Below are 23865 nucleotides of genomic sequence, written 5' to 3' on the forward strand. Positions count from 1 at the left end.
TCACCGCCCGGGCGGCGCCGCAGCCGGAGCACGCGGCGCTCCGCGCGGGCGCTGGTCAGGGGATCACCCTACCGGCGCCCGGCCCTCGTGCAGGTCCGAATGACCCAGCCCACAGGCGAAGCCCGCTCGGCTGCGTGTCGATCTTCAACCGAACGGGTGAAGTTCGCCGCTGGGAGGGTTCTACGACGACAAGGCGTAGAACGTCACGACCACCCGGTCGCTGCCGCAGGCACGGATCCGATCATTCAACTTCTCCGCAGAATCGGAGATGTCCTACATCCGGCCCAGCACCCGTACGCCCGGACAGCCGAGTAACGCTGCGCATCCGCAGGTCAGGGGCGTCGTTGTCGGATCAACCGCCGCGGACGCCATCGCACGTCGTCCGATCTGGCACGACGAGAGGAACTGTCGATGCCCGCTCTCCACCGAGCGTCCCCACGGCCGAAAGGGGCCCCGACCGACCCCGGTCGGCGTCGCTTCCTGGGGTACATGATCGCCGCCCCGACACTCCTCGTCGCCGCAGGCGGCACGTGGGCGGCGATCGACCAGGGCACCGCGTCGGCCGCGATCCCGTCGATCCCGCAGGTACCCGACGCCTTCGATCTCGGCGACCTGCAGAACCTCGCCGCGGCACCGACGTCGCACCTCATCGCGATCCAGATCAACGCCGACGGCACCGCGTCGTTCGCCGTGCCGCGCGCCGAGGTCGGCCAGGGCATGACCACCACCATCGCGATGATGATCGCGGAGGAGCTGGACCTGCCGCTCGACATGGTCGACGTCACGCTCGCGGACGCCCGCCCCGAACTGGTCTACAACCAGCTCACCGGTGGTTCGAACTCGATCCGCAGCCTCTACATCCCCGTCCGCACCGCGGCGGCCATCGCCCGGCTGCAGCTGATGCTGACCGCAGGAAAGCTCTGGAACCTCCCGGTCGAGCAGCTCAGCACGGTCGCCGGCGCGGTCAAGTCCGCCAGCGGGCTCACGGCGAGCTACGCCTCGCTCGCGGTGCCCGCCGCCGTCTCCACGCTGACCTCGACGTCGGTACTGCTCAAGCCGGCCTCGAAGTTCACGATGCTCGGCACCCCGCAGAGCCGCATCGACGCGCACGACATCGTCACCGGCCAGAAGAAGTTCGCGATGGACCTCGACGTCGTCCCGGGCGCGATGCCGACGATGGTCGCCCGCCCGCCGACGATCAACGGCAAGCCGAAGTCGATCGAGAACCTCGCCGAGGTGCTCGCCCTGCCCGGCGTCACCGACGTCGCGAAGATCACCTACGGCGTCGCCATCCGCGCCGAGACGTTCGGTCAGTGCATCGACGCGATCCGCACGATCCGGGTGACCTGGACCGGCGGCACCGTCGACGGCGAGTCCGACGCGTCGGTCGAGAAGAAGCTCAAGGCCGCGGCCCTGCCGCTGGTCGTGCCGAACATCCTGACCAAGTCGGTGGACGCCGAGATCACGTTCGCGTTCGCGAGCAACGCGCCGCTGGAACCCGACTGCGCGATCGCCGACATCCGCGGCGGCAGCGGCGAGATCTGGTCGAGCCTCAAGATCCCGATCATCGCCCAGGAGGAGATCGCCCTCAAGCTCGGCATGCTCCCGACCGCGCTGAAGGTGCACGTCACGCAGGGCGGCGGCTCGTTCGGCCGCCACCTGTTCTACGACGTGGCGATGGAGGCGGCCGAGGCGTCGCAGAAGATGGGCAAGCCGGTCAAGCTCAGCTGGACGCGCACCGACGACTTCCGCCAGGGCCGCACGCACCCCATGTCGGTCTCGCGGGTGCGCGCGACGTACGCGATCGGCAACGTCGTCAGCTACGAGCAGCGCCACACCAGCGTCCGCACGGACTTCACCCACGGCCTCGGCGAGATCATCACCGCCACCGCGGCCAAGGCGCCGATCGCCGGCAACCTGACCTTCGCCGAGTCGATCTTCACGCTCAGCCAGGCCTCGCCGTACAACTTCGGCGCCACCACGCAGCTGCTCAACGAGGTCGACCTCGGCTTCAACACCGGCAGCATGCGCAACATCTACTCGCCCAACGTCGTGGCGGCCCGCGAGCTGGTCGTCGACGAGCTCGCCAAGCGGTTCGGCAAGGACCGGCTCGCGTTCCGGCGGGAGTTCCTCAAGGACGACCGCATCCGCAAGGTCCTGGACAAGGCCGCCGAGGTCGGCGAGTGGGGCCGGTCGCTGCCCAGCGGTGTCACGCAGGGCATCGGCGTGCACAACGAGTACCGATCGGCCTGCGCGATCATCGTCGAGCTGGACTGCCGCCCCGAGACGGTGAACCGCCAGATCAAGGACGCCGTGACCGGCCCCCGCGTCACGCGGGCCACGATCGTCGTCGACGCCGGCCTCGCGCTCAACCCGCGCGGGCTCGAGGCCCAGATGATCGGTGCCATGAACGACGGCATCGCGCTGGCGCTCACGTCGAGCCTGCACATGAAGGACGGCATCCCGCTCGAGGGCAGCTGGGACAACTACTTCTACACCCGGCAGTGGAACACGCCGCTGGAGATGAAGGTCGTCGTCATGCCGCCAACCAACGGGGAGCCCGGCGGGGCGGGCGAGCTCGCCACCGCGCCCTCCTTCGCCGCTGTGGCCTGCGCCTACGGCGCCTTCCTCGGGAAGATCCCCACCTACTTCCCGATCAACCACGGCACGTTGAGCTTCGAGCCCTACCCGCTCCAGCCCTCGTCCCCGCAGTCGCCGACCGACGGCCTCGAGAACCCGCTCTAGGAGCCCCCCGTGTCCACACACACCTTCACCGTCAACGGCAAGCGCGTCTCGGTCGAGTGCGACGACGACGTGCGCCTGCTCTGGGTGCTGCGCGACCTGCTCGGCATCCACGGCCCGAAGTACGGCTGCGGCCTGCAGGTCTGCAAGTCGTGCACGAGCCACCTCAACGGGCAGAAGTTCAACCCGTGCTCCGTGCCGGTCTCGAAGATCGGGCCCGACGACGAGATCACCACCATCGAGGGCCTCGCCGACACCGTCCCCGGCAAGGGCCTGCACCCGATGCAGGAGGCCTGGCTCGAGTTCGACGTGGCGCAGTGCGGCTACTGCCAGCCCGGCCAGATCATGGCGGCCGCTGCGCTCGTCAACGAGGTCAAGGGTGACGGTCGCGAGATCACCGACGACGACCTCGACGAGATCCGCAACATCTGCCGCTGCGGCACCTACTCCCGCATCCGCGAGGCGATCAAGGCAGGCGCCGAGCACATGTGACACCCGAACAGCGACGAAGGGCCCCGCAGTGTGCGGGGCCCTTCGTCGTGTTTGCCGTGTCAGCCGATGCGCCGGACCAGCCGGACTCAGCCGATGCGCCGGACCAGCCGGACTCAGCCGATGCGCCGGACCAGCCGGACGGCCACCACCGTGATCGCGTACCAGATGATGGCCGCCACGCCGTAGTTCAGCGTGACGCCGATCTTCGGGTTCGCCGGCACGAACAGGTTGGCCAGTCCGAGGTTGAAGTACTCGGCGAGATCACGGATCCACATCGCGAACGTGTTGGCCGGATTCGCGTCCAGCAGCACGAGCACGATGTACACGACCAGGATCGCGACGATCACGGTGCCGACGATCCGCAGGACGCTCGCCACCACGTTCGCGCCCCGGCGGGCTGTTGTTCCCATCGCCACGACAGTTCCTCCCCGAGCTCGCAGGCCGCCATAGTGGCATGTCGGACAGGTCGGGCCCATCGGAAGCTTTCACCCGATCGGGTGGCGTCCGGACGGACCGGGGTTGCAGAGCCCCCCGGGTGTCGGGCTAGTGTCTTCCACGTGGTGCGCCTGCTCCTTCGCCGCCGCGGCGGGGTCTGACCGACCGGCCCCTCGTCGCGGGTTTCGGCACGCGCCGGTCGTCCTTGATGGTCGACCCCCTTTGGAGCACCTCCCGTGACCACGTCTCCTGACGCCTTCATCAACGCCGCCGCCAGCAGGCTGCGCACCCCGTCGGGCCCCGTTCCCGACAACCAGGCGCCCTGGAACCCGCAGCGCACCTCGCACCTGCCGGTGCACCGTTACCGCCCGTTCCACGAGATGGTGGAGCCCGTAGCGCTGCCCGACCGCACCTGGCCCGACAAGCGGATCACGAAGGCGCCGCTGTGGTGTGCCGTCGACCTGCGTGACGGCAACCAGGCCCTGATCGACCCCATGAGCCCCGCCCGCAAGCGCCGCATGTTCGACCTGCTGGTGCGCATGGGCTACAAGGAGATCGAGGTCGGCTTCCCGGCCGCGAGCCAGACCGACTTCGACTTCGTCCGCGAGATCATCGAGCAGGACCTGATCCCGGAGGACGTCACCATCCAGGTGCTGACGCAGGCCCGTTCCGAGCTGATCGAGCGCACCTACGAGGCCTGCGAGGGTGCGCCCCGCGCGATCGTCCACCTGTACAACTCCACGTCGATCCTGCAGCGACGGGTCGTGTTCCGCTCCGACCGCGCCGGCATCGCGAAGATCGCCACCGACGGCGCGGAGGAGGTGGCCCGGTTCGCCGAGAAGTACCCGGCCACCGACTGGCGCTTCGAGTACTCGCCGGAGTCCTACACCGGCACCGAACTCCAGTACGCCGTTGACGTGTGCAACGCCGTGAGCGAGATCTGGCAGCCGACACCCGAGTCACCGATGGTCGTGAACCTGCCGGCGACGGTGGAGATGGCCACCCCCAACGTCTACGCCGACTCCATCGAGTGGATGCACCGCAACCTCGCCCGCCGCGAGGGCATCGTGCTGAGCCTGCACCCGCACAACGACCGCGGCACCGGTGTCGCGGCAGCGGAGCTGGGCTACCAGGCAGGCGCCGACCGCATCGAGGGCTGCCTGTTCGGCAACGGCGAGCGCACCGGCAACGTCGACCTGGTGACGCTGGGGATGAACCTGTTCACCCAGGGCATCGACCCCCAGATCGACTTCTCCGACATCGACGAGATCCGTCGCACCGTCGAGTACTGCAACCAGCTGCCCGTCGCGGAGCGCCACCCGTGGGGCGGCGACCTCGTCTACACGGCGTTCTCCGGCAGCCACCAGGACGCCATCAACAAGGGCTTCGACGCGATGGCTGCTGGCGCGGCCGAGGCCGGCGTCCCGGTGGCCGACTACCGCTGGGAGGTGCCCTACCTGCCCGTCGACCCCAAGGACATCGGGCGCAGCTACGAGGCCGTGATCCGGGTCAACTCGCAGTCCGGCAAGGGCGGCGTCGCCTACATCATGAAGGCCGAGCACCAGCTGGACCTGCCGCGGCGGCTGCAGATGGAGTTCGCCCGCGTCATCCAGAACGTCACCGACACCGAGGGCGGCGAGGTCTCCCCCAAGGAGATGATCGACGCCTTCCAGATCGAGTACCTGGACCGTGTCACGCCGCTGAAGCTGATCCGCCACCGCCTCACCAGCGACGGCGAGGGACGCGACGAGATCGTGGCCACCGTCCGCGTCGAGAACGACCTGCACGAGATCAGCGGCAGCGGCAACGGACCGCTCGCGGCGTTCGTCGACGCGCTCGCGGGCATCGGCTTCGACGTGCGGGTGCTCGACTACCAGGAGCACGCCATGTCGGCCGGCGACGACGCCCGCGCCGCCGCGTACGTCGAGTGCTCCATCGAGGACACCGTGTACTGGGGCGTCGGCGTCGACAGCTCGATCGTGAGCGCGAGCCTTAAGGCCGTCGTGTCGGCGATCAACCGCGCGATGCGCTGACGCCACCCCTGCCCGCTCTCGCCGTCGAGAACGACGTTGCCATGATCATCCAGCCCTGTTGATCATGGCAACGTCGTTCTCGACGGTCAGGCGAGGCGGCGGCCCTCCGCGAAGAACGCCTCCACGGCCGCGGCGTCGGGGAGTTCGGCGCTCTCCCGCAGCGCGCCGAACGAGGCGTTCCAGAACTCGCCCTCCCGCGGCGTCCACGGCCCCACGTAGGCGTACGGGAGCGGGTGGCCCGCGTCGCCGGGCGACACGCCGTAGTTGACCTCGTCGAGCGTGACGGCGAGGTCGAAGTGCTCCGGCCAGATCACCGGCTCGACGCCGGGCGCCAGCGCGCGCAGCGCCGTGTCACCGTTGGCGAACCAGGCGGCGAGCACACCGGCCGCCTCCGCGTCGACGGCGATCGTCTCGTCGGGATCGACGCCGGACGTGTCGCTGTAGAGGCCCTCCGGCACTCCGACGTCGACGCCGGCGGCCGCGCCGAGCTGGCGGTAGGTGCCGGCCAGCGGGACCTGCCCGCCATCTCGCACCAGGTCGGTCCCCGACACCCGCAGCGAGGACTTCACACCGCCGAAACCCCCCGGGGTGACCGCCAGCCGGATCGTGCCTTCCGTCCGGTACTGCGGGCCGGCGATCACCAGCTCGGCCACGCCGTGCAACGACCGCCGCGTCGCGACCAGCACCTGCTCGTCCACTCGTCCTCCTCGGAGTTGGCGTGCGCCACGGTCTCACAGTGGCGTTCCCGGCGACCGATGTGTCGAGACCGTCGGACGGGGTCGGTAGGTTCCGACCACACGATCGGGGGGTCGCGATGGCAGTGGTGCATCTGGAGTTCGTCTCGGGTGGCTCGGCCAAGTTCTGGACGGCCGAGGTCCATGGCGTCGAGGTCCGTGGCGCCGAGGTCGTCATCGACTGGGGGCCCATCGGTGGCCGGAGCCAGCAGACCGTGAAGACGTTCGACGACGAACCGACCGCCGTCGCGTTCGTCGAGAAGGCGGCACGCGCCAAGGAACGGAAGGGGTACGTCCGCGCATCCCGGGCTCCGCTTCCGCCCCGCCCACCAGGCATCCACACACCGGAGCCGTTGCCCCTGCCGCCCTTCTCGCGGGCCGGCGCCGTGCCGCGGCGGGATCGGAACCCGGAGCCGGCCCGGCCACCGATCCGGTGGGCGGCATCAACCCTGCACACCAGCGTGGAGCGCATGCGGGGGCTCATCGGCACCGCGCTCGCGGGCGACGACGCCGACGCCGCGCTCGTCGCGGCCGCACAGGCCCATCTCGACGGGGTGCCCTCGCCGCTCGGAGCCGCGGTGGTGCACCACATCGTCTGCCTGGCCGCCTGGCAGAACGGCGAACCGGAGCTCGCGGCCACCGCCGATGCGTGGATGGCCGATCACGGAGTCGCGTTCGCTGCAGCAGCCACCGCGGAGCTGGCCGGGATCACCACGGCGGCCGGCTCCACACCGTTCGCGCCCCAACGCGCGCCGTCGGATCAGCCACTCACGACCGACTGGCCGGGTCGCCTGTTCCTCAGGCGGGTCCGGCACGTGCTCGCGGTGGCTGCCGAGGAGCACTACGAGGCGGCGGTCCGCGGCCTCGGCGCCACCCGCCACAGCTACGCGCAACGCGCCGTCGCCGCGTTCCTCGTCCCGACCGAGCAGGAGTGGGTGGAGAGCGCCTGCGGCGAGGCAGCGGCGCACGGGCCGGGCGCCGAGGACCCACTCGTGGCGCTGCTGCTGATGTCGGTCAGCACCGTCGCCCAGTTCGACCGGCTCCACTCCGTGATCCCCGGCTGGTTCCCCTCCGGCCGGCCGGGCATGCTGGCCAGCCTGCTCGACGGCGCCGGTCCCGACATCGCGCCACGACTGCGGCCGTGGCTGTCCACACTGTCCACCGACTGCGCCGGCGGCCTGCTCGGCCTGCTGGTCGGCCTACCCACCGACGACGCCTTCCGGGCGGTGATCGAACTCGCCGGCTCACCATGGGCACCCGCAGCGCTGCGCGCGGCCACGCAGCACCATCCCGAGCGCGCGGTGCGGCTGCTGGCGGAGGCGATCGCCAACGATGCCCGGGGGCACGAGCGCCTCACCCCCGTGCTGCGATCGGTGCTGTACCGGCAACCGGAAGCCATGCGCGCGGTCGTTCCGGGCCTGCCGCTCCGGTCTCGTGCGGTGGTGCTCGCGCTGGCGGCACGCGGTGGCTCGGCGGTGCCCGACGCCACCGCGGAGCATCTCCCCCGCGTCCTCGTCCACCCGCCATGGTCGCGCCCACACCGCAAGCGGCCACTGGTCGTCCGCGGGTTGGTCGCCGCCGTGCCGCACGTCGAGGTGTGGGCGGCCGGCGAACGCGCGGAGTGGGCTCACACCCTGCTGGAACGCGGGCACTACCCCGATTCGACCGACTGGCCGCTGGAGCTGCACCGGCTGCGCGCGGGCGAACTGGCGGCCGACGACGCGTTCGAGCTCCTCGCGTCGGCACCGGTCGAACTGCTCCGTCCGCTGCTACCCGCCGTGCGGTGGACACCGGGAGTAGCACCGGGCGGCGCCGTGTCGAGGCGGGTGGCAGCCCGCCTCGGTCTCGATGCCGTGCCGGTGCTCGAGGCCGCGGCGCACCAGCAGCCCGGCGCCGCCGCTGCGGGGCTGGTCCCGTTCCTGACGCGCGAGATCGCGCTGCTGATGGCCGACTGGCTGGTCCGGACCCCCGCGTTGCGCCCGACGGCCACCCGCTACTTCGCACGCCACGGGCCCGACACGGCACGGGCGCTGGTACCCCCGGCGCTGGAACGGGCCGTCGCCGAGCGTCGCAGCGCTGAGGCCGCATTGCGGGTCGTCGCTGCGCACCGGGGCGCAGACGCGGTGATCGCGATCGCCGCGGAGTTCGGGCCCACGGCAGCAGCCGGCATCGCGGCGATGCTCGCAACCGACCCGATCGACGTGCTGCCGGCGACGGTCCCCGCCGTCGCCGGATGGGCCGATCCCGCAGAACTTCCGCGGCTGCCCCTGCGCGACGGGTCGGGCCAGGTACCCGTCGAGGTGGTCGAGCACCTCATCACGGCCTTCGCGCTGTGCCTGCCCGGATCGCCGTACGCGGGCGCCGAACAGATCCGCGCAGCCTGTGACCCGGCAGCGCTGGCCGAGCTGGGTTGGGCGTTGTTCCTCCAGTGGTCCGCCGCCGGGATGGCGGCCGACGATGCCTGGGTGCTCACCGCACTCGAGGTGATCGGCAACGACGACACCGTGCGGCGCCTGGCTCCCCTGGTCAACACCTGGACCGGGAAAGGTGGGCACACCCGGGCCGCGGCGGGTATCGAGGTGCTGGCCGCCATCGGCTCGGACGCCGCGCTCCAGGAGCTGGGTCGGCTGGCGAGCACGGCAAGCTCCACGGCACTGCGGACGCGAGCCGCGGAGCGGATCACCCAGATCACCGCGGAGCGGGCACTCGCCGCCGAGCAGCTCGGCTGACCGCGCCTACAACCGCACCCGGGCCGTCTCGACCGCGGTGCCATCGGGGAGCCGGCAGTGCAGGCTGACGAGGCTGCGCTGGGCCGGGAGCGCGAGCGTGAAGGCGCCGTCGGCATCGGACCGGGCTATGGCGGTGATCTCGCCGTCGGTACCGATCTCGCCTGCGTGCATCTCGATCGCCACATCGGCAGGCGGCTTCACCCTGCCGAGCAGCCGTCGCGACGGCGCAGCGTCGATCTGCACCTCGATCACCGTGGTGCCAACCTCGAAGAGCAGGACGCGGACCCGCCCGGGAGCGGGAACGGCACCGACGAGCGAGTCGTGCGTGAGCCGCGCCAGCTCGGCGCCGTCCCGGTCGATCCGCTCCACCATGTCAGCGGCCCCCGTCACGTCGAGGACACCGGCTGAGGCACCCTGCCGCCTCGCAGTGCTTCACCCCACCTGCCCACGGATCGGCCCGTCGCGCCGGTCGCGGACGGGGCGCCGGCAACGCCGACGGTGATGGTGCACCGCGGAGCTCCGGCCCATGGGGTGAAGCTTGACACACCGCAAGTGCATAGCGTGATCAACACGCGGAGATGACACGAAGGACACCCACGGCCGGGACCTGCGTCAATGTGCTATCGACGGTCCACCCGGCACCGGGATCCGGGGCTGACGCCAGTATTCGCGACCGATCTCCTCCGCGTGGTGGCACGCCACCCGGTGCTCGGCACCCGTCCCCACCAGGGTGCGCAGTGGTGGCCGCTCGGCAGCGCAGCGGGCCGGCCGGCTCCACGGACAGAGCGGTTGGAACCGGCAGCCGGCCACCGCCGTGTCCGCTCCGTCCGGATCGGCGCGCAGCACGATCCGCTCTCGACGATCGGCCAGGTCCGGGTCCGCAACGGCGGCGGCAGCGAGCAACGCGCGCGTGTACGGATGCAGCGGGCGATGCAGCAGCTCCGCCGTGGGGCCCTCCTCGACGAGCCCACCGCGGTAGAGCACCCCGATCCGGTCGCTCACCTGTGCGGCGACAGCGAGATCGCGCGAGATCACCAGCAGGGTCAGCGCATGCTCGGCGCGCAACTGCGCCAGCAGGTTCAGCACCTGTGCCTGCCCCGAGACGTCGAGCGCCGCGACCGGCTCCTCGGCCACCAGCAGTTCCGGCTCTACGCTCAGCGCCGCAGCGATGCCGACCCGACGGCACTGCAGGTCGGTGAGCTCGTGCGGGTAGCGATCCAGCGCCGCCACCGGGAGCCCCACTGCATCGGCCCATGCGCAGGAGCGGAGGCGTTCGTCCGCCACGCCGTCGACGAGGTCGTGGGCCCGCATGGCCTCTGCCAGCAGCGCCCCCACCGGCCGGCGCGGATCGAGCCCGGAACGGGGGTCCGGGAACACCATCTGGAACCGGCGGCGCATGGCTCGCAACCGCTTGCCGTGCAGCTGCGCCACGTCGACCCCGTCGATCAGGACCCGACCGCCGTCGGGCTCCACCAGCCGCAGGACGGCCCGGCCGACCCGCGACGCGCCGGATCCCGACTCCCCGACCAGCCCGTACGCCCCGCCGCGGGTGATCTGCAGCGACACGCCGTCGACGACGCGCCGATGGTCCACGACCCGGTCGCGCAGCACGCCGCCGGTGATCGGGGCATGGACGGCGAGCAGCCGGACATCGAGCAGCGGGTTCACTCGGCACTCGCCGGGACGGGGTTGTGGCAGCGCAGCAACCGGCCGCCGCTGACGTCGGCCGCCGGGGTGGCGGATCGGCACGGGTCGACCGCGCGCCCGCAACGGTCCACGAAGGCGCAGCCACCGTCCCAGCGCCGGTTGGCCGCGGGATCACCGCGCAGCGCGACCAGCTCACCGGGCGGGGTGTCCAGGCGCGGTGTGGCCCGCAGCAGCCCGTGGGTGTAGGGGTGGCGAGGCGTCCCGAACAGGCGATGGCGGCCCGCGCCTTCCACGATCCGGCCGCCGAACAGCACGTTCACCGTCTCGCACGTCCCGGCTGCGATCCCGATGTCGGACGTGCACAGCAGCAGCGCCGCACCCGTCTCGCGCACGAGCTCCCCGAGCAGCGCGAGGATCTGCGCGGCCACCGTCGGGTCGAGCCCCGCGGTCGGCTCGTCGGCGACCAGCAGCCGCGGCCGCCCGGCCATCGCCGCAGCCAGTGCCACCCGGTGACGGGTGCCCGCAGGCAGCACGTGCGGGCAGGTGTCGAACAGCGCGCGGGGATCGGCCACGCCGACCTTGGCGATCAGCTCCAGCGCTGCCCGCCGCGCCGCCGACCGATCGAGGCCGTGGCGGCGCCGCAGTGCCGCGGCGAGCTGCGGCCCGACCGGGATGATCGGGTGCAGCGCTCGCACCGGATCACCGGCGAGCAGGGCGATGTCACGTCCACGCCGCCCCGACCGCTGCGGGCCGCCCGGTGCCAGCAGATCGGGGCCGTGGAGGACGACTCCGTCGAAGGCCACGCTGCCCGTGGCCAGCACGCCCCGCGACGGCAGCAGCCGCAGCAGCGCCAGCGCCGCCACGGTCTTGCCTGAACCCGCCTCGCCGACGAGTCCGGCCACCTGGCCTGCGGCCACTTCGAGGCACAACCCGTCCAGCACCACCGCTGCAGGCTCGCTCTCGAACCCGACACGGAGGTCGTGCACGCGCAGCAGGGGTGGGCCCGTCACCCGCGGCCCCGCGGCCGCAGCCCCGACCGCAGCGACTCCCCCAGCAGCGTGCACCCGAGCACGACCACGACGAGCGCGATCGCGGGTCCGGCGGCCAGCATCGGCCGGACGTCGAGATAGGGCTGCGCCTGGGCGAGCATCAGACCCCACTCGGCCCGGCCGGGCGCGGTGTCACCGATGCCGAGGAACGCCAGCGCGGCCACGTCGAGTACCGCGGTCGCCAGCGTCAGCGGTGCCTGCACGAGCACCGGCCCGAGCACGCCCGGCAGCAGGTGCCGCACGAACACGGTGACCGGCGCGACGCCGCGCACCGTCGCCGCGATGACGTGGTCACTCCCGCGCTGCGCGACCACGGCACCGCACATCAGCCGGGCGAACACCGGCACGCCGACGACCCCGACCGCGATGATCGTCGAGGCGGCCGTCGGACGCGCCGCCAGCAGCGCGAGCGCCACGGCCATCAACAGCCCGGGGATCGCCAGCACGGTGTCCGTACCGCGCATCAGCAGCGTGCTGCTCCGCCCGCCGCACGCACCGGCGACGGCGCCGAGTGCACCGCCGAGCACGAGCGACACCAGCATGGCGCCGGTGCCCACCGCGAGCGTCTGCCGCGCACCCAGCAGCATGCGGGACAGGAGATCGCGCCCGAGCTGGTCGGAGCCCAGCAGGAAGCCCGGTTGCGGTCCCGGGATCCGGTCAGGACGCAACTGCGCCTGCAGCTGCGGGATCAGCTCGCCGGACCCGTGGGGAGCGAGGACCGGTGCGAGCAGCGCGACCAACGCGACGACGGCGACGACGGCGGCACCGGCGATCGCGGCCGGGTTGCGGCGCAGCGCCTGCCACGCCTCGACGCCGATGCCGTGTCCGGCGCACAGCTGGTCGATCCGGGCGCGGCGGCGCTCGACCCAGATCATCGTCACGACGTGCGCACCCGCCGGTCGAGCAGTGCGGTCGACAGGTCGGCGAGCAGGCCGAGCAGCACGTAACCGACGGCACCGAGCAGGAGCAGGGCCTCGAGGCGCGGGTAGTCGCGAGCGGTGATCGCGTCGGCCACCAGCATGCCGACGCCGCCCCACCCGAACACCTTCTCGACGAGCAGGGCACCGACCAGCACCGTTCCCGCCGGCAGCCCGGTACCGCCGCAGAGCGGTTGGACCAGCGTCCGCAGCAGATGGTGACGGGACGGGCGCACCAGGCCGTTCGCGATGCACGTGCTCACTGCGGCGCAGCCGTGCCGGTCGAACCCTGCGGCGGAGCGCTGGTCGAGCAGCACACCTCGGATGGCGCGCGCGATCAGGGCGAGCGGGGCGACCGCCAGCGCGACCGCCGGCAGCACCACCGCCGGCAGCCACGAGGGCCGGGCCGCGAGGGCGGGCCGCAGCAGGTCGCCGAGCACGAACACGGGCGTCGCGACGACGACCAGCGCCGCACCGGCCAGCACGTGATCGAGCCGGCGGCTGCGGCGCCCGGCGGCCAGGTGGCCGAGCGGGACGCCGAGCCCGGCCGCGAGCACCAGCGCCGCGAGGACGAGTTCGGCGGTGGCCGGCAGCGCCGATCCGATCTCCGCTGCCACCGGACGTCCGGTGCTGAGCGACCGGCCGAGGTCACCGCGAAGCAGGCCGGCGACGAAGCGGGCGTACTGCACGGGCACCGGCCGGCCGGGGTCGAGCTGCGTGGCAGATCCGCCGGGGACGCCGTGGCGCCACCCGAACGCGAGCAGTGACAGCACGAGCAACGTGAAGGTCACCTGCAGCAGGCGACGCGACACGTACCGCAGCATCGTCCCCCCTACTCGACCGATGACGGTCCCGGTCAGGTGCGAGGGTGGCATCGCGCGGCGCGGCGGTCCCATCGGGGGCCGCTCCGGACGCACCGCTCGGAGAGCCGCCTGACCTGCACCGATGGCTCCACACACGGCCGCCCCATCGCGCGACCGCGCGAGCCGGACCGGCACGGTCCACTCCAACAGGTGGTGGTCGTACCGGATCGGTGGATCGTCCTTGTGCCAGGTCGCCTGCCCGGCCGGGTGTCAGGCCGGGTCGAACTCGCCGTTCTTGACACCTGCGACGAACGCGGCCCACTCCGCCGCGGTGAACTCGAGGGCCGTGGCCCGGTCCTTGGTGTCGCGGACGGCGAAACCGCCGCCGGGGAGCCGGCCGACCTCGACGCAGTCGCCGCAGCTGCAGAAGCTGCTGACCCGGAACTCAGTCATTGCGGGGAGCCTTTCGGGGAAGCGTGAATGCTCAGCCAACGACTGATCAGGCCACGCGATGCGTCGGGGTTCAGCGCGCGACGGGTGACGTCGGCGAAGACGCCTTTATACAGGTCCACATCGGACGGGGTTTCGAGGTAGGCATCACCCGCGTGACCCTCGATGTAGACCACGTCCGCGCCCACCCCGGTGGGGAACTCGAGCACCACGAACGGGCCGTTGAGTGCGCGGTGCACGCCCACCTCGAAGGGAAGCACGCGGATGTCGATGTTGCGTCGGCCGGACAGCTCCAGTAGGTACTGCAACTGCTCGACCATGAGCTCGCGGGACCCGACGACGCGGTGCAACGTCGACTCGTCGATCACGATGAAGACGGCGAGCAGCGGATCCCGGTCGTTGAGTGCCTCCTGGCGCCGGATGCGCAGCTCCACGAGCTGGTCCAGCTCCTGCGGATCGCGCTCGGAGAGGAACGCCTCCAACGTGGCGCGCGCGTACTCGGGCGTCTGCACCAGCCCGTGCAGCACCGCCACCTCGAAGGCGCGCACCGCGGAGGCCTCGGTCTCGAGCGAGGCGTAGCGGGCCGGGTGGTCCATCACGAACCGGTCCGGCGTCACGCCCTCGGTCAGGGGCTCCCACCAGCCGTGCTCGCGGCCGTCGTGCACCAGGCGCAGGAGCATGTCCTGCTCCGTGTCGCCGGTGACGCCGTAGATCCGCATCAGCTCGCGGACGTCCGGGATCTTCGGCACCCCCTTGCCCGTCTCCAGCCGCGAGATCTTCGACGTGGAGCACGTCATCAGGTCGGCGACCTCGTCGAGCGTGAGGTGCGCCTTGTTGCGGAGCCGCCTGAGCTCGGCTCCCAGCCTGCGACGGGAGCCGATCGGACTCTGCGGTGCTGCCATGGGGTTCCGAACTCCATCACGTTCTGCAGCGAGGTTGCTACGGGCGGGTGATTGTGCGACTTCCGACTACTTTGCAATTGCATCAGGCACTGTCTTCAGGCAATCTAAGCATCAGCAAGCGGTGTGATGGAAGTCACCACGCCAGGCGTGCTGCAACCGAGGGGTGATCGACGAACCGAAAGGGATCCGATGACGGTGTTCGCCGCAGGGAAGATCAACTTGATCCTCGACCTCACCACGTCGCCCGCAGCGGGCGCCCCGTCCCGGAGGTGGTCCCCTTGATCGCACTCGTCATCGCAGGCATCGGTTTCATCGCCGTCGTCGCGGTCGTCGTCGGCATAGTCGACGCGGCAAGGGCATCGGCCTGGCGTCGGATCGCGGCAGAACGCCGCCGGACGAACTGGGAAGCCCGCCGGCCCGAGTACCACGGCATCGACGGCATCGACCCGTACGACCCGGACGACGACGACTGACGCACCCCGTCCGGCCGCCCGCGCTACAGCACGCGGCGGCCGGACAGGGCCCGGCCCAGCGTCAGCTCGTCGGCGAACTCCAGGTCGCCGCCCATCGGCAGGCCCGACGCCAGCCGCGTGACCGAGAGCCCCGGGAAGTCGCGCAGCAACCGCACCAGGTACGTGGCCGTGGCCTCGCCCTCGGTGTTGGGATCCGTGGCGATGATGACCTCGGCGATGTCGGTCTCGTCGGTGGCCGGGCCGGTGCCACCCAGCCGGGCCAGCAGCTCACGGATCCGCAACGAGTCCGGCCCGACGCCCGCCAGTGGGTCCAGCGCCCCGCCGAGCACGTGGTAGCGGCCCTTGAACTCGCGCGTCCGCTCCACCGCGAGCACGTCCTTGGGCTCCTCCACCACGCAGACGATGGTGGCGTCGCGCCGCGCGTCGGAGCAGTAGCGGCAGCGCTGCTTCTCCGACACGTTGCTGCAGACCTCGCAGAACATCACGCCCTGCTTGACCTTCTGCAACACGTCCTGGAGCCGCGAGACGTCGACGGGGTCGGCCGCGAGCAGGTGGAACGCGATCCGCTGCGCGCTCTTGGGCCCGACGCCCGGCAGCCGGCCCAGCTCGTCGATCAGATCCTGGACCGGTCCCTCGAACACTCCGGCCTAGCCGATGCCGGGGATACCGAGGCCACCGGCGGCGCCGCCGAGACCACCCGCGAGCGGACCCATCTTCTGGGCCTGCAGCTCCTGCGCGGCGCGCGTGGCGTCGTGCAGGGCGCCGACCACGAGGTCCTGCAGCGTCTCGACGTCATCGGCGTCGACGACCTTGGGGTCGATCTTGACCGAGCGAACCTCGAGCGCGGCCGTCATCGTGACCTGCACGAGCCCGTTGCCCGCCTGGCCGATGACCTCGGCGGAGGCCAGCTCGGCCTGCGCGTTCATCAGCTGTTCCTGCATCTTCTGCGCCTGCTGCAGGATCATCTGCATGTCGGGCTGACCCGGTTGCACCAGCGGTCTCCTCGCACGTCGTCACCCGGTGGCGGCTCGCGTCGCACTTCCGGCTCGGTTTCCAGCGTAGTCCAGGCACCGATCCCGCGGCCGCATGCCAGGCTGCGCGGGTGCACACCAGCTCCCGCATCCTGATCGGGCCCGTGGTGGTCGGTGCCGCGCTCCTCGCCGCCGGGTTGAGCGCAGCGCTCGGCACCGGCGCCTCGGCAGGCGGCAGCGGCGCACCCGTGCTCACGACCGCCTCGGCTCCTCCCCAGCCACCGGCGGCGACGGCTCCGAGGACGGTGCTGCTCGACCCGGGACACGCGGGGCGCACCGACGCCACCGGCACGCTCGTACCGGACGGGCGGGGTGGCGAGAAGGCCTGCAACACCACCGGCACCGAGACGAACGCCGGATACGCCGAGCACGCGTTCACGTTCGACGTGGCGCAGCGGGTGGCCGCTCGCCTGCGGGCCGACGGGGTCGTGGTGGTGCTCACCCGCGCCGACGACAGCGGTACGGGGCCCTGCGTGGACGAGCGCGGCCGCGCGGGTGAGGCGGCCGGCGCCGACGCGGTCGTCTCGATCCATGGTGACGGCGCCCCGGCCGACGGCCACGGCTTCCACGTCGCGTTCTCCGACCCGCCGCTCAACCCCGCGCAGGAAGGCCCCGCCCACGCGCTGGCGGTGGCCGTGCGCGATGCGATGCGAGGCGGCGGCTTCGTCGACTCGACCTACCTCGGCCACGACGGGCTCTCGCCGCGCAACGACCTCGCGGGCCTCAACCTCGCGACGCGACCGAGCGTGCTCGTGGAGTGCGCCAACATGCGCAACGCCGCCGATGCGGCGGTGATGTCCACCCCGGAAGGCCGCGAGAGCTATGCGGCCGCCATCACCACCGGCATCCAGGCGTTCCTGGCGCGCGCCTAAGCGGTCTCGGGGGCCTTGTTGCGGGAGGTCGCGGTCGGCTCCTCGTGCGCCTGCTCCTTCGCGATCTCCTCGGCGATGTCGTGCGCGACCTCCTGCGCGACGACGCCGTCGATGCCGTCTTCCTTCGCGTACTGCTCGGCCAGCTTGTGGGTCTTGCGCTTGATGAGGAAGCCGATGGTGAGGCCGACGACCACGGCTGCGCCCAGCCCGATGTAGCTGAATCGGCTCAGCCACTTCTCCGCGACGATGCCGAGGAAGTACACCGCTGCCGTGGTGCCGCCGGCCCAGCAGATGCCGCCCAGCACGTTGGCAGCCAGGAACTTCGGGTACGGCATCTTGAGCGCGCCGGCCAGCGGACCCGCGAAGATCCGCAGCAGGGCGATGAACCGGCCGAAGAACACCGCGTACACGCCCCACCGCGTGAAGACGTGCTCGGCGAAGTTCACCTGCGTCGGCCCGAAGTGCTTGGGCAGCTTCCGGCCGAGCCAGTCGAACAGCGGCCTGCCGTAGCGGCGGCCGATGAAGTAGCCGATCGAATCGCCGATCACAGCGCCCGCGATGGCGGCGACCCCGATCCACACCGGCGAGACGTCGAGCTCGTGGCGCGAGGACAGCAATGCGGCGCTGACCAGCACGATCTCGCCGGGAAGGGGAATCCCGAGGCTCTCGAGACCGACCACCCCACCGACGATCAGGTACACGAGCAGCGGCGGTATCGCCTGCAGCAGATGATCGACCGACATGGTTCTCCCCCTGTACATGGCCGCGTGGCCGGGGGCGAGTGTATCGGGATGCCCGATTCAGGCGGTTGGTTCAGCGCCTGGGTCGGTTCAGCGCTGGTCGATGGCCTTGGCCCCGAGGGTGGCGGTGAGCAGTTCGATCGCGGCCTCCTCCGGATCGCGCTCCACGGGCGGCGCGGGCCGGTCCGGGGCGGGAGCGGCCGGGGCAGGCCGGGCCGGGCCGGGCGACTCCCCGAGGGCCTCGGCGCCCACGGGCTCGTCGAAATCGGGCGGCGGCTCGTCGTCGGGCGGCTCCGGCGGCAGCGGCTCGCCGTCGTCGGGGGCGGTGGAACGGCGCACCGGCACCTGCCGCGACGGGCGTTGCGGCGGCGCCGGCGCGGCGGCCGGTGCCGCGGCACGGGCAGCAGGCGCCGCCGGCGCGGCGGCATCGCCGTGCTCGCAACGCACCCGCCACTGGACGCCCAGCACGGCGTGCAGCGCTTCGGCGATGACGTCGGTGTTGCTCTGCTCCGACAGCAGCCGCGCCAGCGGCGCGGTGCCGATGCTCAGCACGAGCGTGTCGCCGTCGACGGCGCGGACGGTGGCACTGACCAGCAGCGCCGCAGTGCGCTTCTTGCGCTCCTTGGCGTTGGCGAGCACCTCGGGCCAGACGCGGCGCACGGCGGCTGCGTCGAGAACGCCGCTGCCACGGGCCGGCGCGGCTGCCGCCGGCTCGGGCCGTTGCGGTGCGGCGACGGCCGGGGGCCGCTCGGCCTCGCGGGTGGGCGGTGGCGGCTGTTCGGCATCGGCCGGGCCGCGACCGCTGGGCCGCTGGAACCGGGGACGCTCGGCGGCCGCCGACGCAGGCGCAGCGGCCGGGGCGGCAGCCGGCGCGGCAGCCACCGGATCGGCAGCAGCCGGAGCAGGAGCCATGGCGATGGGGGCAGCGGCCTCTGGAGCGGGCGCGGGATCGGGAGCGGCCGCCGGGGTGATGACCGCCGGGGCCGCTGCCGGGGTGCGAGCAGGCGCCGAGGACGGTGTCGCTGGGCCGGCCGCGATGTCGTTGCGCCGCTCGAGCCGCTCGAGGCGCTCCAGCAGGCCGGGTTCGGCGGTGGTGGCCGCGGGCAGCAGCATCCGCGAGCAGAGGAGCTCCAGCAGGAGCCGGGGGGCGGTGGCCCCACGCATCTCGGTGAGCCCGGTGTGCACGATCTCGCTGTAGCGCGTGAGCGTGGCGGGGCCGAGCCGATCGGCCTGCTCGAGCATGTGTGCCAGCTCGTCGTCGGCCGCCTCGACGAGTCCACGACCGACCGCCTCGGGGACCGCCTGCAGCAGCGTGACGTCGCGGAGCCGCTGCAGCAGGTCGGTGGCGAACCGGCGGGGGTCGTGGCCGGCCTCGACGAGCCGGTCGACCGTCTCGAAGACCGCGGCGCGATCGCCTGCGGCCAGCGCGTCGACCATGTCGTCGATCAGGGCGACGTCGGTGACGCCGAGCAGCGCGACGGCCCGCTCGTAGGTGACGCCCTCCGGTCCGGCACCGGCGAGCAGCTGGTCGAGCACCGACAGCGAATCGCGGGCCGACCCGCCACCGGCCCTGATGACCAGCGGGTACACCGCGGGCGCCACGACGGCACCCTCCTCGGCGCAGATGCGTTCCATCAGCTTGCGCAGCGTGCCGGGCGGGATCAGCCGGAACGGGTAGTGGTGCGTGCGCGACCGGATGGTGGGCAGCACCTTCTCCGGCTCGGTGGTGGCGAACACGAAGACGAGGTGCTCCGGGGGCTCCTCGACGATCTTGAGCAGGGCGTTGAAGCCCTGCGTGGTGATCATGTGCGCCTCGTCGACGATGAACACGCGGTAGCGCGATTCGGCCGGCGCGAAGAAGGCGCGGTCGCGCAGCTCGCGGGTGTCGTCGACCCCGCCGTGCGACGCCGCGTCGAGCTCGGTGACGTCGATGTTGCCCGGGCCGCCGGGGGCCAGCGAGACGCACGACTGGCAGACGCCGCACGGATCGGGTGTGGGCCCCTGCACGCAGTTGAGCGAACGGGCGAGGATCCGCGCGCTGGACGTCTTGCCGCAGCCACGCGGCCCGGAGAACAGGTACGCGTGGTTGATGCGGCCGGCCGCGAGCGCGATGCTCAGCGGCTCGGTGACGTGTTCCTGCCCGACCACCTCGCCGAACTTCGCCGGGCGGTACTTGCGGTACAGAGCCAGCGCCACGCCGCGAGGCTACCCACCGGCACCGACAGTTCGACGGGTCGGGTGCCGCGGGGCGATCGAGCCGCGCACCTCGCACACCCTGACCCGTCCTCGCACATGCTGGACGGCGTGCGACGACGGGAGAACGTATGCGACGTCGGGATGGCCGTGCGAGGTCGCCGCGAGCCAGGCGAGCGCACTCCGCGCGCATGCGCAGCCACGAGTGAGTGGACCCCGCGCACCCGCCAGAGCCCGTTGACCCTTGCTGCCTTCCGGCCCTGGGGGAGTTCACAGGATGGACGCCGCGCGGGGTCCGGGGATGAGTGTAGTCCGGTGGTCGGCGGCCCGAACGACCCGGCTATGCTTCGTCACGGAGGATTCGCCTAGTGGCCTATGGCGCACGCTTGGAAAGCGTGTTGGGTGCAAGCCCTCAGGGGTTCGAATCCCCTATCCTCCGCCAGCGTCACCAGCACGAACGCCGGGTCGGTCCAGATGGCCGCCCGGCGTTCGTCGTTCGGTCCCGTTCCGGTCCGCAAGCCCGGCTCCGTTCACAGGCGCACCAGCACCGGGCAAGGTGGACGACGCCCACAACAGGCCGACGGAAGAGAACAGATGGCATCGCCCAACGGATCTGCGCAGACGGTCGGAGCATCGGGTCCAACGCCGCAGGACGATGCCGAGGACTTCGGTCTCGTGCTCCGTGAAGCACGCCAGGCCCAGGGCATCAGCGCCTGACCGTGTAGTGGAGGTGCATGACCCGGTCGCCCTGCACCACCCGGTCGGGGTCGTCGAGGAGCACCGTGCCGGCGTGGCTGCCGAAGAAGCGCACCCCCTCGCCGAGCACCACCGGGACGACGTCCATCGCCACCTCGTCCACCAGCCCGGCCGCGAAGGCCTGCCCGCCGAGGTCGCCCGCTGTCACGCAGACGAGCCCGTCGCCTGCGAGCTCCTTGGCGAGGGTGATGCCCTCCTCCAGCGAGCCCGCGGGGTGGAACGGTGCGTCCGGATGCTCGGCGACCCACCCGTCGGGCAACGGCCGGTGGGTGATGACGACCAGCTCGTCGCCCGCTGCCGGCTTGCCGTCCCAGCCGTTGGTGGTGTCGAACAGGTGCCGGCCGATCACCGTGACCTCGATGGCGTCCCAGAAGGGCTGGACGTAGTCGGCGGACGTCCGCGAGACGTGGAACGTCCAGCCGTGCGCCGTGGCCAGCTCCGTGTCGCCGTTGCCGTACCAGTCGAACAGCGGTCCGACCGAGTCGTCGGGACGGGCGATGAAGCCGTCCACGGATACGACCGCCTGCATCACTACCGTGGCCATCTCGCTCCTCAGCCGAACGTCGGGATGATCACGTGCGTGGGCTCGACGAGGTACGCCTCGCGCGCCTCGCCGCGCGGATACGGGCCGCCCGTGTACTTGGCGAAGATGCGATCGACGATCTCCCAGCCCGCGTCGCCGCCGATCCGCTCCACGACGCGGCCGCGGACGAGCACGCTGCGGACGAGGTTGTCGCGGTCGGCCACGGAGATCGCGATGCGGTCGTCCGCGCCGACGTTGCGGCCCTTGCGGGAGGTGGGCGAGGTGAAGAAGGCCAGCCGGTCACCCTCGATGTCGATCATCACCGGCACCGAGTGCGGCCCACCGTCGGGCAGGATCGTGGCGAGGTGGGCGACGTTCGTGCCGGCGAGCAGGTCGCGGGCCTCGTCGTTGAGTGCGGTCATCCTGAGTTCTCCCTGGGTGTCGAGGTCTCCGCGCTGCGGTTCAGCGGTCATGGCTGCGCAGCCAGGCGACGAGCGCCCCTCCTTCCGCAGCGGCTGATGTCCGGGCCGGGGATTCGACCAGCTGATGTGATGATCGAGACGCTAGGCCGGTAGCCGGCGCCGCTCTTGTACGAAACGGCCATCCCCCGCCGCCCGGAGCATCGGCAGGTAGGACGCCCCGTGGTCGTGTCCGCAGGTGCACGCGACGCTGTACTGCAGCAGGAACTCGCCGGGCGTCGCACCAGCGAGCCGGCGGCACTCGCGGCTGAGGTGCGCTTGGTCGTGGTACCCGGACTCGACGGCCCAGCGCGCGAGATCGACGTCGGTGGCACCCTGCTCGGCGACGGATGCCTGGACGAGGGCGGTGAAGCCCTGGAAGCGCAGGATGCGGTGCAGCTCCTTCGGGCCCACGCCCACGGCGGCCCGGCACCGGCGCCGCAACTGGCGTTCGGAGATCGACAGCAACGCGGGCAGGACGGCCGGTCCACCGCCACGCCACGGCATGAGGTTGCGGACGGCCTCGTTGACCAGGTGGTCCGGCTCGCCCGCGGAGTGCGCGACGAACGACTGGAGCCGATCGAGCGCGACCTGAGGTGTGGGGGCCTCCCCGAGCAGATCCGTCAGCCTGGCCACGTCGCGCCAGAGGTCGGCACCCGCGACGTCCTGATCGACCAGCTCGTCGGCCGGCATCCCGGCGAGACCGCCGAGCACACCCGGACGCAGCCGCACCCCGACGACAGTGCCTCCGGCCGGGATCTCCTGATAGGTCGAGGTGGTCAGGGCCCCGAGCAGGCGGGGAGTCTCCCCGAGCACGACGCGCACCTCGGCGCCGCCGTGCGGAACGTGCCGCTGCGACACGGGCGCGTCGCCCACCTGCTGGATCCAGACCGACGAGGCCAGCGCGGCGAGCGGCGGCGCGGGCGCGCGCTCCACGTAGGTCGATTCCCCGGCCACCGGGCCATCATGGAGGAAACGGGGAATCAGGGTGAACCCGGAAGCACAACAGCGCGCGGCAGTGCAGGCTGGGCGCGTACCACCGAGCCGGGGGGCCCAGACATGTTGGATCAGGCGGCCGAGACGCCGATGACGCCCTACATCGCCATCCTGCTGTCGGAATCGTCGGGCAGTGTGGGCAGCGCCGGGCGCAGCCCGCTGTACTGCGAGGACATCATGCTGGTGCACGCCACGTCGATCGAGGACGCCCGGGATCGGGCCCGGCGGCGCGGGGAGCAGGCCAGCACCACCTACGCCACCGCCGACGGTGGCCAGGTGCGCTGGTCGTTCGTGCAGGTCGTGGACGTCGCGCCGATCCTCGACAACGACCTGACGCGCGACGCCGACCTCTACGCCCGCTTCTTCCGCAACCATCAGGCCTACCGCGCCTTCGAGCCGCTGCTGGACGCCGCTCCGCTGTAGGGCCGGCGGTCAGATCGATCACCATGCGCTGCTCCGCGCTGCCGGGGTGGGTACGTTGACCTCGAACCCGCACACAGCGGCTCTCCCGGACGAGCGCGTCGTACCCGGCACGACAAGACGGCGCAACGGGAGGTGTGCCATGGCGTGGATCGTGCTCGTGGTCTCGGGGGTGCTGGAGACGGTCTGGGCGGTGGCGCTGAGCCGGTCGGAGGGCTTCAGCAGGCCGCTGCCGTCGGTGGTGTTCGGGGTCGCGCTGCTGCTGAGCATGGCGGGACTGGCGTACGCGCTGCGCACGCTGCCGGTCGGCACCGGCTACGCGGTCTGGGTCGGCATCGGCGCGGTCGGCACCGCTGCGTACGGCATGGCCGTGCTCGGCGAGCCCGTCACGACCGCCCGGCTCCTGTGCCTGGTCGCGATCGTCGGCGGCGTCGTCGGGTTGAAGTTCCTCCACTGAGCCTGCCGAACCG

Annotated in this window: 24 protein-coding genes, 1 tRNA gene, 1 other RNA gene and 1 riboswitch; of the genes, 9 read left to right on the plus strand and 17 right to left on the minus strand. The window is 71.9% G+C overall.

Features of this window, described 5'->3' with window-relative positions; genetic code table 11:
- The first annotated feature begins 489 nt into the window (after positions 1-489).
- The gene (locus ACFPFQ_RS14270; RefSeq protein ID WP_379618768.1) at positions 490-2745 is read left to right on the plus strand and encodes a molybdopterin cofactor-binding domain-containing protein; all 2256 of its coding nucleotides are present in this window, start codon (positions 490-492) and stop codon (positions 2743-2745) included.
- 9 nt (positions 2746-2754) lie between these two features.
- On the plus strand, positions 2755-3234 hold the full coding sequence (locus tag ACFPFQ_RS14275; RefSeq protein WP_379618770.1) for a (2Fe-2S)-binding protein: 480 nt from the start codon (positions 2755-2757) through the stop codon (positions 3232-3234).
- Positions 3235-3347: 113 nt separating this feature from the next.
- Here ACFPFQ_RS14275 and ACFPFQ_RS14280 read toward each other — a convergent pair whose 3' ends face one another.
- Positions 3348-3644 (minus strand): hypothetical protein, encoded by a 297-nt coding sequence (locus tag ACFPFQ_RS14280; protein WP_379618772.1) that lies wholly within the window; start codon positions 3642-3644, stop codon positions 3348-3350.
- A gap of 261 nt (positions 3645-3905) precedes the next feature.
- Here ACFPFQ_RS14280 and leuA point away from each other — a divergent pair, with 261 nt between their 5' ends.
- Positions 3906-5702, plus strand: coding sequence for a 2-isopropylmalate synthase (leuA, locus tag ACFPFQ_RS14285; RefSeq protein ID WP_379618774.1), 1797 nt, complete (start codon positions 3906-3908; stop codon positions 5700-5702).
- 86 nt (positions 5703-5788) lie between these two features.
- Here leuA and ACFPFQ_RS14290 read toward each other — a convergent pair whose 3' ends face one another.
- A complete protein-coding gene (locus ACFPFQ_RS14290; RefSeq protein WP_379618776.1) occupies positions 5789-6400 on the minus strand; it encodes a hypothetical protein in 612 nt (203 codons plus the stop codon).
- A 116-nt stretch (positions 6401-6516) separates the two neighbouring features.
- Between ACFPFQ_RS14290 and ACFPFQ_RS14295 the strand changes: the two genes are divergently transcribed.
- Entirely contained in the window at positions 6517-9165 is a 2649-nt protein-coding gene (locus tag ACFPFQ_RS14295; protein ID WP_379618778.1) for a WGR domain-containing protein, read from the plus strand.
- A gap of 6 nt (positions 9166-9171) precedes the next feature.
- Here ACFPFQ_RS14295 and ACFPFQ_RS14300 read toward each other — a convergent pair whose 3' ends face one another.
- The 7 genes from ACFPFQ_RS14300 to ACFPFQ_RS14330 all read right to left on the minus strand — a co-directional run bounded on the left by ACFPFQ_RS14300 (position 9172) and on the right by ACFPFQ_RS14330 (position 14933).
- Complete coding sequence (locus ACFPFQ_RS14300; RefSeq protein WP_379618780.1) at positions 9172-9555, minus strand: hypothetical protein; 384 nt, start codon at positions 9553-9555, stop codon at positions 9172-9174.
- A 222-nt stretch (positions 9556-9777) separates the two neighbouring features.
- Positions 9778-10833 (minus strand): oligopeptide/dipeptide ABC transporter ATP-binding protein, encoded by a 1056-nt coding sequence (locus ACFPFQ_RS14305; protein ID WP_379618782.1) that lies wholly within the window; start codon positions 10831-10833, stop codon positions 9778-9780.
- The gene (locus tag ACFPFQ_RS14310) at positions 10830-11822 is read right to left on the minus strand and encodes an oligopeptide/dipeptide ABC transporter ATP-binding protein (RefSeq protein WP_379618784.1); all 993 of its coding nucleotides are present in this window, start codon (positions 11820-11822) and stop codon (positions 10830-10832) included. Before ACFPFQ_RS14310 ends, ACFPFQ_RS14305 begins: the two co-directional genes overlap by 4 nt.
- Positions 11819-12736 carry an ABC transporter permease gene (locus ACFPFQ_RS14315; RefSeq protein WP_379619252.1) on the minus strand — a complete coding sequence of 306 codons (918 nt, stop codon included), beginning with the start codon at positions 12734-12736 and terminating at the stop codon, positions 11819-11821. The genes ACFPFQ_RS14310 and ACFPFQ_RS14315 overlap by 4 nt, the downstream gene beginning before the upstream one ends.
- A 2-nt stretch (positions 12737-12738) precedes the next feature.
- The gene (locus tag ACFPFQ_RS14320; protein WP_379618786.1) at positions 12739-13590 is read right to left on the minus strand and encodes an ABC transporter permease; all 852 of its coding nucleotides are present in this window, start codon (positions 13588-13590) and stop codon (positions 12739-12741) included.
- A 261-nt stretch (positions 13591-13851) separates the two neighbouring features.
- A complete protein-coding gene (locus tag ACFPFQ_RS14325; protein WP_379618788.1) occupies positions 13852-14034 on the minus strand; it encodes a DUF397 domain-containing protein in 183 nt (60 codons plus the stop codon).
- Positions 14031-14933 (minus strand): helix-turn-helix domain-containing protein, encoded by a 903-nt coding sequence (locus ACFPFQ_RS14330; protein ID WP_379618790.1) that lies wholly within the window; start codon positions 14931-14933, stop codon positions 14031-14033. The genes ACFPFQ_RS14325 and ACFPFQ_RS14330 overlap by 4 nt, the downstream gene beginning before the upstream one ends.
- A gap of 278 nt (positions 14934-15211) precedes the next feature.
- Between ACFPFQ_RS14330 and ACFPFQ_RS14335 the strand changes: the two genes are divergently transcribed.
- Positions 15212-15406, plus strand: a complete 195-nt coding sequence (locus ACFPFQ_RS14335) for a hypothetical protein (RefSeq protein WP_379618792.1) — start codon at positions 15212-15214, stop codon at positions 15404-15406.
- Between the two features lie 23 nt (positions 15407-15429).
- Here the strand turns inward: ACFPFQ_RS14335 and recR are convergent, their stop codons facing one another.
- Positions 15430-16047 (minus strand): recombination mediator RecR, encoded by a 618-nt coding sequence (recR, locus tag ACFPFQ_RS14340; RefSeq protein WP_379618794.1) that lies wholly within the window; start codon positions 16045-16047, stop codon positions 15430-15432.
- A gap of 6 nt (positions 16048-16053) precedes the next feature.
- Positions 16054-16401, minus strand: a complete 348-nt coding sequence (locus tag ACFPFQ_RS14345; RefSeq protein ID WP_379619254.1) for a YbaB/EbfC family nucleoid-associated protein — start codon at positions 16399-16401, stop codon at positions 16054-16056.
- Between the two features lie 107 nt (positions 16402-16508).
- Between ACFPFQ_RS14345 and ACFPFQ_RS14350 the strand changes: the two genes are divergently transcribed.
- Complete coding sequence (locus ACFPFQ_RS14350) at positions 16509-17309, plus strand: N-acetylmuramoyl-L-alanine amidase (protein ID WP_379618796.1); 801 nt, start codon at positions 16509-16511, stop codon at positions 17307-17309.
- On the opposite strand, the gene ACFPFQ_RS14355 is transcribed toward ACFPFQ_RS14350, so the two are convergent.
- The 3 genes from ACFPFQ_RS14355 to ffs all read right to left on the minus strand — a co-directional run bounded on the left by ACFPFQ_RS14355 (position 17306) and on the right by ffs (position 20543).
- Positions 17306-18052, minus strand: a complete 747-nt coding sequence (locus tag ACFPFQ_RS14355; protein ID WP_379618798.1) for a DedA family protein — start codon at positions 18050-18052, stop codon at positions 17306-17308. The genes ACFPFQ_RS14350 and ACFPFQ_RS14355 overlap by 4 nt on opposite strands.
- Before the next feature lie 87 nt (positions 18053-18139).
- Complete coding sequence (locus ACFPFQ_RS14360; protein ID WP_379618800.1) at positions 18140-20245, minus strand: DNA polymerase III subunit gamma and tau; 2106 nt, start codon at positions 20243-20245, stop codon at positions 18140-18142.
- 201 nt (positions 20246-20446) lie between these two features.
- Positions 20447-20543, minus strand: an RNA gene (gene ffs / locus ACFPFQ_RS14365) — signal recognition particle sRNA small type.
- Between the two features lie 53 nt (positions 20544-20596).
- On the opposite strand from ffs, the gene ACFPFQ_RS14370 reads away from it, so the two are divergent.
- Positions 20597-20684: transfer RNA gene (locus tag ACFPFQ_RS14370), tRNA-Ser, on the plus strand.
- 264 nt (positions 20685-20948) lie between these two features.
- On the opposite strand, the gene ACFPFQ_RS14375 is transcribed toward ACFPFQ_RS14370, so the two are convergent.
- The 3 genes from ACFPFQ_RS14375 to ACFPFQ_RS14385 all read right to left on the minus strand — a co-directional run bounded on the left by ACFPFQ_RS14375 (position 20949) and on the right by ACFPFQ_RS14385 (position 22936).
- Positions 20949-21542: a dihydrofolate reductase family protein gene (locus tag ACFPFQ_RS14375; protein WP_379618802.1), complete on the minus strand. Its 594-nt coding sequence runs from the start codon at positions 21540-21542 to the stop codon at positions 20949-20951.
- A gap of 8 nt (positions 21543-21550) precedes the next feature.
- The gene (locus tag ACFPFQ_RS14380) at positions 21551-21943 is read right to left on the minus strand and encodes a pyridoxamine 5'-phosphate oxidase family protein (RefSeq protein WP_379618804.1); all 393 of its coding nucleotides are present in this window, start codon (positions 21941-21943) and stop codon (positions 21551-21553) included.
- Between the two features lie 141 nt (positions 21944-22084).
- Positions 22085-22936 carry an AraC family transcriptional regulator gene (locus ACFPFQ_RS14385; RefSeq protein ID WP_379618806.1) on the minus strand — a complete coding sequence of 284 codons (852 nt, stop codon included), beginning with the start codon at positions 22934-22936 and terminating at the stop codon, positions 22085-22087.
- 102 nt (positions 22937-23038) lie between these two features.
- Between ACFPFQ_RS14385 and ACFPFQ_RS14390 the strand changes: the two genes are divergently transcribed.
- Positions 23039-23398, plus strand: coding sequence for a DUF4288 domain-containing protein (locus ACFPFQ_RS14390; RefSeq protein WP_379618808.1), 360 nt, complete (start codon positions 23039-23041; stop codon positions 23396-23398).
- 61 nt (positions 23399-23459) lie between these two features.
- A riboswitch (guanidine-III (ykkC-III) riboswitch) is annotated at positions 23460-23525 on the plus strand.
- Between the two features lie 12 nt (positions 23526-23537).
- Positions 23538-23852, plus strand: coding sequence for a DMT family transporter (locus ACFPFQ_RS14395; RefSeq protein WP_379618810.1), 315 nt, complete (start codon positions 23538-23540; stop codon positions 23850-23852).
- Positions 23853-23865: the final 13 nt, after the last annotated feature.

Source organism: Pseudonocardia sp. GCM10023141 (genome assembly GCF_042653605.1).

Coding starts and splice junctions, on each gene's coding strand:
- ACFPFQ_RS14330 (WP_379618790.1), bottom strand. CDS start 14,933: ATGGCAGCACCGCAGAGTCCGATCGGCTCCCGTCGCAGGCTGGGAGCC.
- ACFPFQ_RS14315 (WP_379619252.1), bottom strand. CDS start 12,736: ATGATCTGGGTCGAGCGCCGCCGCGCCCGGATCGACCAGCTGTGCGCC.
- ACFPFQ_RS14355 (WP_379618798.1), bottom strand. CDS start 18,052: ATGTCGGTCGATCATCTGCTGCAGGCGATACCGCCGCTGCTCGTGTAC.
- ACFPFQ_RS14295 (WP_379618778.1), top strand. CDS start 6,517: ATGGCAGTGGTGCATCTGGAGTTCGTCTCGGGTGGCTCGGCCAAGTTC.
- ACFPFQ_RS14380 (WP_379618804.1), bottom strand. CDS start 21,943: ATGACCGCACTCAACGACGAGGCCCGCGACCTGCTCGCCGGCACGAAC.
- ACFPFQ_RS14395 (WP_379618810.1), top strand. CDS start 23,538: ATGGCGTGGATCGTGCTCGTGGTCTCGGGGGTGCTGGAGACGGTCTGG.
- ACFPFQ_RS14270 (WP_379618768.1), top strand. CDS start 490: ATGATCGCCGCCCCGACACTCCTCGTCGCCGCAGGCGGCACGTGGGCG.
- ACFPFQ_RS14390 (WP_379618808.1), top strand. CDS start 23,039: ATGTTGGATCAGGCGGCCGAGACGCCGATGACGCCCTACATCGCCATC.
- ACFPFQ_RS14375 (WP_379618802.1), bottom strand. CDS start 21,542: ATGGCCACGGTAGTGATGCAGGCGGTCGTATCCGTGGACGGCTTCATC.
- ACFPFQ_RS14325 (WP_379618788.1), bottom strand. CDS start 14,034: ATGACTGAGTTCCGGGTCAGCAGCTTCTGCAGCTGCGGCGACTGCGTC.
- ACFPFQ_RS14280 (WP_379618772.1), bottom strand. CDS start 3,644: ATGGGAACAACAGCCCGCCGGGGCGCGAACGTGGTGGCGAGCGTCCTG.